Here is a 12,583-nt window from a genome sequence, read left to right as displayed (position 1 = left end):
GGATTATGGACTATTGGTGACTTGGATGTTGATCAGGAAGCTCAATTAACGATACGTGCGCTAGTATTGGAGACTGGGGATACCAATAACGTGGCGGATGTGGAGTCCGATACACAAGATAATGAATTAGATAATAATCAGAGTGCTATATTTATTACCGTTACAAATCTGCTTGTTGCCAATGATGATACACCAGCAAGTATCAACGGTAAAGATGGTGGTACGACGGTTTCGGTATTGGATAACGATACGCTGAACGGTAATGTTGTTGATCCTACGGAAGTCAGCTTAACACCTGGCGTAAGTCCACATGCGAATATTACGATGAATGGTGACGGGGCGATTACGGTTACACCGGAAACTCCAGCAGGCACCTATTTTTATCCATATTCAATTTGTGAGGTATTGAACCCAACAAATTGTTCTAGCGCTGAGGTTACTATTGTCGTGGATGCAGCCTTGCTTGTTGCCAATGATGATACACCAGCAAGTATCAACGGTAAAGATGGTGGTACGACGGTTTCTGTATTGGATAACGATACGCTGAACGGTAATGTTGTTGATCCTACCGAAGTCAGCTTAACACCTGGCGTAAGTCCACATGCGAATATTACGATGAATGGTGACGGGACGATTACGGTTACACCGGAAACTCCAGCAGGCACCTATTTTTATCCATATTCAATTTGTGAGGTATTGAACCCAACAAATTGTTCTAGCGCTGAGGTTACTATTGTCGTGGATGCAGCCTTGCTTGTTGCCAATGATGATACACCAGCAGGTATCAACGGTAAAGATGGTGGCACGACGGTTTCGGTATTGGATAACGATACGCTGAACGGTACGGTTGTTAATTCTACGGAAGTCAGCTTAACACCTGGCGTAAGTCCACATGCGAATATTACGATGAATGGTGACGGGACGATTACGGTTACACCGGAAACTCCAGCAGGCACCTATTTTTATCCATATACAATTTGTGAGGTATTGAACCCAACGAATTGTTCTAGCGCTGAGGCTACTATTGTCGTGGATGCAGCCTTGCTTGTTGCCAATGATGATACACCAGCAAGTATCAACGGTAAAGATGGTGGCACGACGGTTTCGGTATTGGATAATGATACACTGAACGGTACGGCTGTTGATCCTACGGAAGTCAGCTTAACACCTGGCGTAAGTCCACATGCGAATATTACGATGAATGGTGACGGGACGATTACGATTATACCGGAAACTCCAGCAGGCACCTATTTTTATCCATACACGATTTGTGAGGTATTGAACCCAACGAATTGTTCTAGCGCTGAGGTTACTATTGTCGTGGATGCAGCCTTGCTTGTTGCCAATGATGATACACCAGCAAGTATCAACGGTAAAGATGGTGGCACGACGGTTTCGGTATTAGATAACGATACGCTGAACGGTACGGCTGTTGATCCTACGGAAGTCAGCTTAACACCTGGCGTAAGTCCACATGCGAATATTACGATGAATGGTGACGGTACGATTACGGTTACACCGGAAACTCCAGCAGGAACGTATATTTATCCATACAAGATTTGTGAGGTATTAAACCCGACGAACTGCTCAACAGCTAATGTGACCGTTACGGTTACAGCGGGGACGCTTGTTGCCAACGATGATACACCAGCAAGTATCAACGGTAAAGATGGTGGCACGACGGTTTCTGTATTGAATAATGATACACTGAACGGTAAGGTTGTTAATTCTACAGAAGTAAGCTTAACACCTGGCGTAAGTCCACATGCAAACATTACGATGAATGGTGACGGGACGATTACGGTTACACCGGAAACTCCAGCAGGAACGTATATCTATCCATACACAATCTGTGATGTATTGAACCCTACGAACTGCTCAACAGCTAATGTGACGATTACAGTTACAGCAGCACTGATTAAAGCGAACGACGACACACCAATACTTATCAACGGTAAAGATGGTGGTATTACAGTTTCAGTATTGGAGAACGATACACTTAACGGTAAAGTTGTGAAGCCTGCAGAGGTTCATTTAAGACCTGGCGTAAGTCCAAATGCAGGTTTTACGATGAATGGTGATGGTACAGTTACGGTGGCACCGAAAACACCAGCCGGAACCTACACCTATCCATACACGATTTGTGAGGTGTTGAACCCTACAAACTGCTCAACAGCCGAAGTAAGAATTGTAGTAGAGCTAATAGAGATAATTGCAGAAGATGATACGTTTGAGCCAATAAACGGCGAGAATGGTGGTACTACGCTTTCTGTGCTTGCGAACGATAGGTTGAACCTTCAGGTCGTCAACCCTGCTGATATTAAATTAACCTGGCTGGACAGCGCTCCAGCAGGATTAACATTGAATCCTGAAGGTACAATTACGGTAAGACCAGGCACGGCACAAGGAACGCATACGATAAGATATCGTATTTGTGAACTGCTAAACCCGAACAACTGTGATGAGGCGATTGCTACTGTAACTGTAGCACCGGCTCCTATAATAGCCGTAAATGATGCCTATAAAGTAGCATGGAGCCAAGAGTCTATCGTCATGGAGACTGTGTTGAAAAACGACAAGTTTAACAACGGAGCGGTTAATCTAGATAAGGTGACCTTGGTACCTGGGGTTTCTAGTAATCCAGGCTTGTTCATGAATCCTGATGGTACAATTATGGCGCTGCCAGGAACACGACCAGGCACATACACCTATACCTATACCATTTGTGAGGTGCTGAACCCGAATAACTGTAGTAGCGCGACAGCAACAATTACAATTGAAGCATCAAGCTTGTTTATTCCAAATGTATTCACGCCAAATGGTGATGGTGTGAACGATGTGTTTGAGATTATAGGACTGGAGAATTATGATAAGCTATCGCTTACCATTTTAAACCGTTGGGGAAATGAAGTATACCGCAGCGAGAAATATAATAACAGCTGGGCAGGTAGAGGCTTGAATGAAGGTACTTATTTCTACATCATTAAGCTTTATAAAGATGATCAGTTTGAAGTAATGAAAGGATGGGTTTTAATTAAAAAGTAATGCCCAGATAAGAATTGGCGCGGCTTGTAGCCGTCGCTTAATCAATAATAAAGAATACTATAATAGCAAAAAAAGCAACTCCTTGGAGTTGCTTTTTTTGTGGCCCGTAGGGGCAACTTTTGATTTTTAGAGTAATTGTGTAAGTGCGGTTTCCCGTAACTTTCATCAAAATTTTTATAAGATATTGGGGCGAAAGTAAATTTTAACAATATGAAGGCCTGTTTTACTAGGCTCTTTATTAATAACAATTAAATATGAAGCAAATATTACTCACGATAGGGGGATTGTTGATAGTCTGTTTAACCTCTTGCATAGATGGGCAATCAACTTACAATTACACATTGCATTCTATAATCTCTAATAATTATAAGGGGGAAGTCGAGACCGTTATAGAAAGCGAATTGAGAGATACAGCAAAAATAGAGTATATTAAAGGTGCTTTAAGATATATTAGCTCTGAAAAAAAGGAATTTATTTTAGTGAGACAAGGTAATAGTGATTTGTATGAATATTCTACAATAAATGAAAAAATAAAAGTTTTTGCGCCAAAAGGTATTGATACCTTAAGGGTTGATGTGTCAGTAAATAAGGGTGTTAACACCGAGGCGACTATCGTATTTGTAAAGAATATTTAAACCGATTTATATTGGGAATGGTAACTCAAACTGTGTCGTTGGATAATTAGCCTAATTCTAAAAGCAACTCCAAGGAGTTGCTTTTTTTGTGGCCAGAAGGGAAATATCCGCTTTGGGTTTATTTATAATATGTTGACGCGCGCAGCGCAAAAAATCTCACCATTCTAGGGTAATCGGTTCCGATAAATCTCTTACAAAGAATCTTTCGGGTTTTCTAAGGCTTTCAAAAGCCGCTCATATAAAACGACCTTTTCTGCATGAAGCTTTTTATTCTCCTCATAAGCTTCGATAAGTTTATCTAACGGATTGAAGGTACACTTGTAGTTTTCAGAGTATGCAACTGCGATGGCTTCATTGTCAAACGTATTGGACATAATGTTGATCGCCCTTTCTTCATCAAAGTTCCGGATAGCTTCTTCGGGTACTCTTAAAATCTTTGAAACCTGCTCCAGGATAGCGTCTTCTACTTTTTCTTTAGCTTCCAGCTGAGATACTTTCTTTTGCGTCCAAGCATCGCCTAGCTCATAAGCTAACGTTTCTTGCTTAATACCCAACATCTCTCTAAAGCGTTTGATATTTCTTCCTTCGTGTATATGTTGCTTAGCTTCCATTGGTATTATTCTACTGGTAAATTCGTAACACTGATAAATTTATCAGTGTTACGAATTTACAAAATATTAAAGAATAAACTCCATTTGACGACTGAATATTCCACTGTGCTCCGGAGGGGAGTGGTGGTTGCGGTATTGCTTAATTTATACTCCCGCGTTTGAGGAGTTTTCAAATTTTATTATTTGCTTTTTGGGAAGCCTACCTATAAAAAATTAATCAGTAAGGGGATTGCTGTTTGGTTCTAAAAATACATTTATAGTAAAGAAATTTCCCTTTTTGAAAGAAATAGGTCTTGTCTCCATTGGCTTGTAGCCGAAAGCGTTAATTGTAAAAAAGGGAGGTTTGTCAGAAAAACTATTTCTTGAATCTTGATATTTATTTTTAATTTCTACCGTTTCAAACAAGTAGGTGTGAACCCCCGTATTTATAGTCTTTTTTGTATTTATATCGTAGACTGTTATTAAAAAAGTAACACTATCAGCAGGTGTTTTACTTGATGCCTGTAAAGTATACCCTCCATTGTTATTTGTAGATATTATATTTTGATAGCTATTACATGAAATAAGCAATAAAACTATGATAAGATTAATTAGTAAATATGACTTTCTCATTTTGACAGCCTCCGTTATTTTACTGGTAAATTCGAGATATAGATAAGTTTATCGGTATTACGAACTTACAAAATATTCAAGAATAAACTCAATTAGATCGCTGAATATTCCCTTGTGTGTAGTAGGGGAGGGTTGGTGCAGTATTGCTTAGTAATATTTGGATTATTCCGTAAGTACGGTTTCCCGTAACTTCTTTCAAAAGGTTTATCAGATATTCGCGTTTGAATAGATTTTTGAAAATAATCAGATTGTATTTATATCAGTCTTTTTCGGAAAAGAATAATTTAATGTATAGACTATATGGCAGTTCCAAAGTCGATATTTTGATTACTTAAGCTGAAATATGATTGATAGTATGTTCTATCTATTACGCATATTTAATTAGATAACCTGTAGGATTTGGCTATTATTTAAATCATGAGAATTTATTTAAAATAATTAATATATAACAGCATCTGATAAATATGGTGTTAACGAAAGGTGAAGATTGTGCGGTGTTCAAAATTGTCACAATCTTCAAGGCTTCTGCTTTTTACAGAGCTTGTGCTAGATAATCACTCTTCGCCAATACCCAAAACGTTAGCTGTAATCATTAAATAGGCAGTGTAAATTCAAAAATGAACTATTATAAATACACGACAACTTCGACAACAAAATTAATTTTAGAGAACCTTTCATTAAGGTGGTCAAGTCCTTTACAATTCAATGATATTGAAGAGTGTCAATTTGTACCATTTACAAATGAAGAACATAGGAAAGCTCACGAAAAATATATTGAAATATTAACAGAATTTGCAAAAGGAAAACATTTAGATTATGATTACAATAAATTTAGTCATATAACTCTATTGTTAATAGAAGCTTTTAAGATTTCTATTGACCAAGGTACTTTTACCACAGAAAATTTTGTTGATGTGATGTTGAATATCACAAATAATCCTGATTCAGACTATAGAAATTATATTAATACTGCACTAATTAGAATATTTAGAATTTTATGTGTAACTGACAATTACGATAATAATCTAATGTGGGCTCATTATGGTGATCAAAATTATGGATGTGTAATTGAATTAGACAAAGTATTTATTGATGCACCAAGAAATTTAAAAGAAGGTAAAGTTACTTATCACGAAAATCTAAATCCACAATCAAATCCTTTAGATATGCTATTGTATGGAGAAACTGAAGAAGTTAGAAATTTAATGATAAAAGATGTAATATTTTCAAAAAGGACAAATTGGAGTTATGAGAATGAATATAGGTTTATGTTTGCTGAAAGCTTTGGTTCTATTAAATCAGTAACAGATATGCAAACTAAAGAAACGAAAATTTCAGTTAGCAACCAGACTGACAGATTATTTGCTGATGTAAAAATTTTATCGGATAACATAAAATCGATAACCTTTGGCATAAGAACTTCTAAAAAGGATATTTCAGAAATAGTTGAGATAGTTAAAAAATTAGAATATAAATGTAAATTTTATCAAATGAAACTAGAAAATGGTATTATTTCTCGAAATGATTTAATTCTATTATAATCTATGACTACAGCTAACATCGGCTTGGCAAAATGCGGGTTAAAGTGCAAAATTGAAATTCTCGCATATTTAGCCGCCAAAAGCTGTTTGCTTTTGTTTTTTTTACCAAAAGGCTCAAAGCTTTGGCTACGTTTCGGCCTGAATTGAACTTTCGCTCAATCCAAGCCCGCACTATCGCCAAGCCGCGGCCCGTTATGTACTATATTAACCCAAAAACTACTTAATAAAAAAATATGTCATTTGAAGCTAAAGTGTTTAAAGTTTTAATTGCAAGTCCAGGCGATGTAGAAGAAGAAAGAATTGCAATTCCACAAATTATTTCGGAGTGGAATAATAATAATGCAGAAACGAATAGTGTAGTTTTATTGCCCGTAAAATGGGAAACACATTCGGCACCTTTGCTTGGAGATAGAGCACAAGGAATAATAAATAATCAGATCGTCACTAGCTGTGATATGGCAGTCGGTGTTTTTTGGACAAGATTAGGTTCTCCAACAGGCGTAAGTGAAAGCGGAACTGCCGAAGAAATTGAATGGTTTATTGAAAACGAAAAACCTGTTATGTTATATTTTTCCTCTAGGAGTATAGATCCGAACAAATTAGAAATAGATCAATATAAATCATTAAAAGATTTCGAAAAAAAAATGAGGAAAGTTGGGTTAACAGGCTCATATAATAATTTAGCCGATTTTAAAGAACAACTTTTGAGACAATTAACAATTAATGTCAGAAACTTATTAGAAAATAATCCAGTAAAAAAGCCAACGCAAAAAGAAACTACAGAGAAGACGAAAGAAATTAAAAAAATAATAAAAGAAAATGCAATCTATATTGAAGATTACGAAAAGAACGGTCAAGTGAAATCATTTCTAGTAAAGGGAAATACCACATCAATAAAGGATGAATTAAAAGATTTGGGAGGGAAATGGAATGGAGGTTTGAACGGTTGGATTTTCCCTATATCAAAAAAAATAGAAGTTGCTGAATTTATTAAAAAAAGTTCCTAAATACAGCACATAACAAGGGTTTGGCGAAATGGCAGTTTAAGGGAGAAATTGAAAGTTTCTCCTTTTTTTAGTCGCAACGGCCTTTTATATTTCCTTTTTTCATAAATTTAGAAAATAATAAAAGGCTGTTGCTTAGGTTAGTGCAAGATTGAAAGTTTTAGCTTTCTAGTCCGCCACTATCGCCAATACGCGGCGCGTTAGCGGTAATTATGACAAGTGTATCTCAATATCAAAATAGCTTATGACAAATGAAATAGAACTTTATAAAATAGGAGAAACCTATATAAAATTTGATTTTGAATATTCTGAAAGGAATAAGTTAAAAATTAAAGATGCTTATTTATCTCAAATTGGGCTTACTTCTAGTGAATATCTAAAAAATGAACATGTATATAAGATTTCAATTGAGTTTGAAAAAGGGTCATTAAAAACTAGAATTATTGTTTGGAGTACAGCTATTTATATAGGTATAGCAAATTATGGTTCATTCAGAGCTGGTGTTAGAGAAATCATAAGTGATGTAAGACAATTTTCTGAAGTAGTAATTAACAGAATTGATGATGACCCAAATATTCCACAAAACGACATAATTAGAACTGAAAAACGATTAGGACTTCCGGGAAGGCTTCAAGAATTATATAATCGTATTGATAGTTATGAAAGAAATATTAATAATCTCTCAAATGTGCAACAACAAGCCGAATTGACAACCATTAAAACTGAAATAGCTAGTTTAATTGAATTGCTTTCACAACAGGATAGACAAGCATTTTTAAACGAGTTAAATAATAACTATACCCAAAATTTACCACAACCGAACGAAAGAAGAACTAATTATTTAATAAATAGATATGCTCTTAAACCTGAAGAAAACGTTGAATTTATAGAAGAATAACTACCGCTAACAAGGGTTTGCTAAAAGCGGGGCTGACGTGCAAGCCTAGAGTTTTGTGCTTCTATTAAACTTTAGTAATAAATTGAAACTTTGTGCTTCAAAACCCGCCCGAACGCAAAGCCCGAAAACGTTGGCGGAAATTTTAAACCTCGAAATGATAACTTCTGAAAATTTACTAAAGTTTTTAAAAACAGGACTTGAAAACCTTCATTTACTCAATCCAAAATGTCAACAAATTTTAGTCAAGGAAATTTCTATAGTCAATGATGATAATCTTTGCTGTGTATTTTATCCTAAATCGTCAAAATCTAATGATATAAAGTTAGAAATCGGATCAATAATGGGTTTTTTTAACGGTTTTTTCAGAGAAAATCTATATGAAAACATAAGTTTTTCTCATTATCTAGTTAGGGCATTTAATTCTAATAATGATGAAATATTGTATGCTTTATCAACAAAATCTACCGCTGAACTAATTGGCACAGGAAAAGCGATTGAATGGTATAAACTCACATTATTTCAAGAAAATACTGATGATTTTAGGTTAACCCAAGCTAAACAAATTATTTCAGAATTAGAAAATTGTTTACGAGAATTTGTAAAACTGAAGCTTTATAATAAATATGGTGAAGATTGGTGGAATTTAAGTCTAAACAATAAACTTGGAAATGATGTTAAAGAAACTTACAAAAATCAATTTGGTGAAGAAATTAATGATGGCAGTATTTTAGTTCAATATACTTTTACATTGCAACTCAAAAAAATAATTTCTACACATTTTAATCTTTTTAAAAGCTATTTTTCAAAATTAGAAGACTTCAATACACAAATGGACTTATTGAATAAAATTCGCCGAGAAGAAGCTCACAATAGAACAATAACAACAGAAACATTAGAAAAACTAAAAGAACTTCACGAAAAACTAATTTCAAAGGCTTTAGTGGAACTAACTAATTTTCAATCTGTATTCCTAAATGAAAACTGGAAGTTGAAAGTTAAAAAAATTATGAGTGAATCAGAATATAAACCAAAATACAATAATTCTGAAATTCAAAACGAAAACAACTTGTTAGCAAAGTTGATTAAGATTCGAGAAAACATCGATAATTTAATTGTATTTTTGGATGAAAAAGTAGTTAAACTAAAATCAATTGTTGTTCCAATTCAAAAGAAAGATACTCAAAAAGACATTGTTTTCTATTTTGAAAAGTTGAAAAATCTACAACAAAACCTTCTAAAAGAAACCGAAACTTTAAATACAGAAAGGATTTCTGAAATCAATAGTGAGATTCAAAAACATCAAGTAGAAATGGATATATTTTCAAGAAACTTTTTAATAAATGAAGGATAGGAAAAACTTCCGCTAACATTGCTTTTGCAAAAGAGTAGGTTAAGTGCAAACGTCAACTTTTGTGCTTTCTATCCGTAAAAACCATTTTTTATTTGCCCAAAAAGTATAGATTAGAAAATAAAAAATAGTTTTGCTATGTTGGTGAATTGAACTTTTTTGCTTCCTTTTCCTCGCCTTTGGCAATTTCCGAACCGTTATTTGGAACACCTAAATCAATCAAGTAATTCCGGATTCCCGTAACGAGCTTTTATTTTTTTATTAGATATTAGTGTTTAAATAGATTTTTGAAAATAATTAGATTGTATTTATATCCGTCTTTTTCGGAAAAAAATAATTTAATTTATAGGCTATATGGTAGTACCAAAGTCGATATTTTGATTATTTAAGCTGAAATACGATTGATGATAGGTTCTGTCTGTTGCTAATGTTTATTTAGATAACCTGTAGGATTTGGTTATTATTTAAATCATGAGAATTTATTTATAATAATTAATACATAACAGCATCTGATAACATGGTATTAACGAAAGGTGAAGATTGTGCGCTATTCAAAGTTGTCGCAATCTTCAATGCTAAATACTAAAAAATAAACTTTTTGAAAAAACTACTTTTCACTGCTATTTTCATTATGTAAATTGAGACTGAGTTTCTAATTACAATGCCTGGTTTAGCAGCATGCATCATGAAAGCCAAACCAAAAATTACTATCAATACTCACATAAGAACTTATATATAACAAAACCTTAAAAGATGATCGGTTTAAAGAGAATAAATCTAGTAATTGGAAGCATATTACTTATGCTAACTTCAACAAGCTGTAAAAAGACAGCAGATGCTGTTCCAAATATGTATGAACAGTTTTTAGAGTTTAAAGACAAAACCGGGAAAAATTTATTAAACAACTTTGATATTAATGAATTGAATAGCGATATAATAGTGAAATCCGAGAATGGCGAAGTAGTAAATACTGTTTATTCAGTCTTTGAAATAAATAACAAAAAGTTTCTCAAGATTAATTCATCAACCTCACCGGATAACAAGGTTAATGTATTAATTTATACAATACAGAACGAGAAATTAATGGGAGATTCAGAAAAATATATCCTAGAAACTAGGTGGAATATTTCAGACAACAGGATTACTTTAACTGATTTCTTTAAAAATGGTGAGAAGCAAATCCCAGTCAAAGAAGACTTTGTAAATTTCAGTCATTATGTTTTAACTAAATAATGATTAAAGTTTATATACACATGAACACGTAGTATAAAATAAAGGCCCTTTAAGGGCTTTTGTTTTATCTATGTCCTGTACTGAAATAAGTGAAAGTTAACCGAACTTATTTCAGCGTAGAAATAGTTATAAAGCAAAAAAGCAACTCATTTGAGTTGCTTTTTTTTTGTAGCCCGTAGGGGAATCGAACCCCTGTTTCCAGAATGAAAATCTGGCGTCCTAACCCCTAGACGAACGGGCCAATTGCTTTTGGTGATGCAAATATAAGTGCATTATTTGTTTCTCCAAAATATTTTTGAGGGATTTTTCTGGCTCAATATATAATTCATTGAGCCAGAAAAGATTATTTTTTAAATTAAATCGAAGCCGATGTCGCGACGGAAGTATTTACGCTCGTAAAAGATCCTTCCAGCGTCCGCTGTCGCCTGTTGAAGGGCATCAAGGAGGTTATCTTGTAAGGTTGTTACCGCGATAACACGGCCACCAGCCGTCACCACTTTGCCATCAACAAGTTTCGTACCCGCGTGGAAAACGATAGAATCTTCCACATTTTCGATATTCACAATCTCTTTGCCCGACTCATACTCGCCAGGGTAGCCACCAGCCACCAACATCACCGTTACGGCCGTCTTTGGACTTACCGTGAACGAACGCGTGTCTAAGTTGCCTTCAGCCACACCTTCAAAAAGGTCTAACAAATCCGATTCAATACGCGGCAATACCGATTCTGTCTCCGGGTCGCCCATACGAACGTTATATTCGATAACGAAAGGCTCGCCATCAATATTCATCAAGCCGATAAAGATAAAACCCTTGTACGGGATGCCGTCTTTCTTTAAGCCATCTACGGTAGGCTTAATGATGCGTTCTTCCACTTTACCAAGGAAAGCATCATCAGCAAAAGGAACAGGCGAGATAGAGCCCATACCGCCTGTATTCAGGCCAGTATCACCTTCACCAATACGTTTGTAATCTTTCGCCGAAGGCAATACTTTATAAGAAATACCGTCTGTCAGCACGAAAACGGATAATTCGATACCTTTTAAAAATTCTTCAATCACAACGACCGAGCTCGCAGCACCAAATTTGGCATCTGCAATCATCGCTTGTAATTCTGTTTTAGCATCTTCCAGTGTTTCGCAGATTAACACCCCTTTACCAGCAGCCAATCCATCGGCTTTAAGCACGATAGGTAGCTTCTGTGTTTCTAGGTAGGCCAATCCATCAGCCAAGTTAGACTTGTCAAACGAACGGTAAGCCGCCGTAGGAATGTTGTGACGCAACATAAACTCTTTGGAGAAGTCTTTAGAACCTTCCAGCTGTGCTCCTTGTTGCTGCGGACCAATAACAGGGATATCCTTAAGGTCAGGACGAGACAAGAAGAAATCGTGGATTCCTTTTACTAAAGGTTCCTCTGGGCCAACGACCACCATAGTAATCTGGTTAGCCAGCACAAATTGTGCGATGCCTTCGAAATCTGTTACTTTAAGATCTACATTTTGTCCATACTGTTGTGTACCAGCATTGCCTGGTGCAATGAATAGTTGGTTTAGTTTTGGACTTTTTGATAGTTTGTATGCAAAGGCAGACTCTCTTCCGCCCGAACCGATGATTAGGATGTTCATGCCAACAAAGATACCGATGTAAATCAATAAT

10 protein-coding genes and 1 tRNA gene are annotated in these 12,583 nt (G+C 35.4%); 7 read left to right on the top strand and 4 right to left on the bottom strand.

Annotated elements, in window-relative coordinates; translation table 11 throughout:
- Together WH223_RS08525 and WH223_RS08520 are read left to right on the top strand one after the other, a co-directional pair.
- A partial coding sequence (locus tag WH223_RS08525; RefSeq protein ID WP_340047148.1) for a T9SS type B sorting domain-containing protein occupies positions 1–3,045 on the top strand: 3,045 nt, incomplete at its 5' end.
- A 254-nt stretch (positions 3,046–3,299) separates the two neighbouring features.
- Positions 3,300–3,680: a hypothetical protein gene (locus WH223_RS08520; protein WP_340047147.1), complete on the top strand. Its 381-nt coding sequence runs from the start codon at positions 3,300–3,302 to the stop codon at positions 3,678–3,680.
- Positions 3,681–3,871: 191 nt separating this feature from the next.
- Here the strand turns inward: WH223_RS08520 and WH223_RS08515 are convergent, their stop codons facing one another.
- Both WH223_RS08515 and WH223_RS08510 read right to left on the bottom strand, forming a co-directional pair.
- The gene (locus tag WH223_RS08515; protein WP_340047146.1) at positions 3,872–4,291 is read right to left on the bottom strand and encodes a helix-turn-helix domain-containing protein; all 420 of its coding nucleotides are present in this window, start codon (positions 4,289–4,291) and stop codon (positions 3,872–3,874) included.
- Between the two features lie 213 nt (positions 4,292–4,504).
- Positions 4,505–4,903 carry a hypothetical protein gene (locus WH223_RS08510; protein WP_340047145.1) on the bottom strand — a complete coding sequence of 133 codons (399 nt, stop codon included), beginning with the start codon at positions 4,901–4,903 and terminating at the stop codon, positions 4,505–4,507.
- Between the two features lie 617 nt (positions 4,904–5,520).
- Between WH223_RS08510 and WH223_RS08505 the strand changes: the two genes are divergently transcribed.
- The 5 genes from WH223_RS08505 (at position 5,521) to WH223_RS08485 (ending at position 10,927) form a co-directional block, all read left to right on the top strand.
- Positions 5,521–6,444 carry a DUF2971 domain-containing protein gene (locus WH223_RS08505; protein WP_340047144.1) on the top strand — a complete coding sequence of 308 codons (924 nt, stop codon included), beginning with the start codon at positions 5,521–5,523 and terminating at the stop codon, positions 6,442–6,444.
- Between the two features lie 233 nt (positions 6,445–6,677).
- On the top strand, positions 6,678–7,451 hold the full coding sequence (locus WH223_RS08500; protein WP_340047143.1) for a hypothetical protein: 774 nt from the start codon (positions 6,678–6,680) through the stop codon (positions 7,449–7,451).
- Positions 7,452–7,692: 241 nt separating this feature from the next.
- Entirely contained in the window at positions 7,693–8,346 is a 654-nt protein-coding gene (locus WH223_RS08495) for a hypothetical protein (RefSeq protein ID WP_340047142.1), read from the top strand.
- Positions 8,347–8,500: 154 nt separating this feature from the next.
- Complete coding sequence (locus WH223_RS08490) at positions 8,501–9,697, top strand: Swt1 family HEPN domain-containing protein (RefSeq protein ID WP_340047141.1); 1,197 nt, start codon at positions 8,501–8,503, stop codon at positions 9,695–9,697.
- Positions 9,698–10,447: 750 nt separating this feature from the next.
- Positions 10,448–10,927 carry a hypothetical protein gene (locus tag WH223_RS08485; protein WP_340047140.1) on the top strand — a complete coding sequence of 160 codons (480 nt, stop codon included), beginning with the start codon at positions 10,448–10,450 and terminating at the stop codon, positions 10,925–10,927.
- Between the two features lie 169 nt (positions 10,928–11,096).
- Here the strand turns inward: WH223_RS08485 and WH223_RS08480 are convergent.
- A tRNA-Glu gene (locus WH223_RS08480) sits at positions 11,097–11,168 on the bottom strand.
- A gap of 109 nt (positions 11,169–11,277) precedes the next feature.
- Positions 11,278–12,552, bottom strand: a complete 1,275-nt coding sequence (gene purD / locus WH223_RS08475) for a phosphoribosylamine--glycine ligase (RefSeq protein ID WP_340047139.1) — start codon at positions 12,550–12,552, stop codon at positions 11,278–11,280.
- Positions 12,553–12,583: the final 31 nt, after the last annotated feature.

It is taken from the genome of Sphingobacterium sp. MYb382, from assembly GCF_037572665.1.
Classification (GTDB): Bacteria; Bacteroidota; Bacteroidia; order Sphingobacteriales; family Sphingobacteriaceae; genus Sphingobacterium.
The sequence above is the reverse complement of the archived record's forward strand: the minus strand, read 5'-3'. Positions and strand labels throughout refer to the sequence as shown.

Coding starts and splice junctions, on each gene's coding strand:
- WH223_RS08490 (WP_340047141.1), top strand. CDS start 8,501: ATGATAACTTCTGAAAATTTACTAAAGTTTTTAAAAACAGGACTTGAA.
- WH223_RS08510 (WP_340047145.1), bottom strand. CDS start 4,903: ATGAGAAAGTCATATTTACTAATTAATCTTATCATAGTTTTATTGCTT.
- WH223_RS08485 (WP_340047140.1), top strand. CDS start 10,448: ATGATCGGTTTAAAGAGAATAAATCTAGTAATTGGAAGCATATTACTT.
- WH223_RS08520 (WP_340047147.1), top strand. CDS start 3,300: ATGAAGCAAATATTACTCACGATAGGGGGATTGTTGATAGTCTGTTTA.
- WH223_RS08495 (WP_340047142.1), top strand. CDS start 7,693: ATGACAAATGAAATAGAACTTTATAAAATAGGAGAAACCTATATAAAA.
- WH223_RS08500 (WP_340047143.1), top strand. CDS start 6,678: ATGTCATTTGAAGCTAAAGTGTTTAAAGTTTTAATTGCAAGTCCAGGC.
- purD (WP_340047139.1), bottom strand. CDS start 12,552: ATGAACATCCTAATCATCGGTTCGGGCGGAAGAGAGTCTGCCTTTGCA.
- WH223_RS08515 (WP_340047146.1), bottom strand. CDS start 4,291: ATGGAAGCTAAGCAACATATACACGAAGGAAGAAATATCAAACGCTTT.
- WH223_RS08505 (WP_340047144.1), top strand. CDS start 5,521: ATGAACTATTATAAATACACGACAACTTCGACAACAAAATTAATTTTA.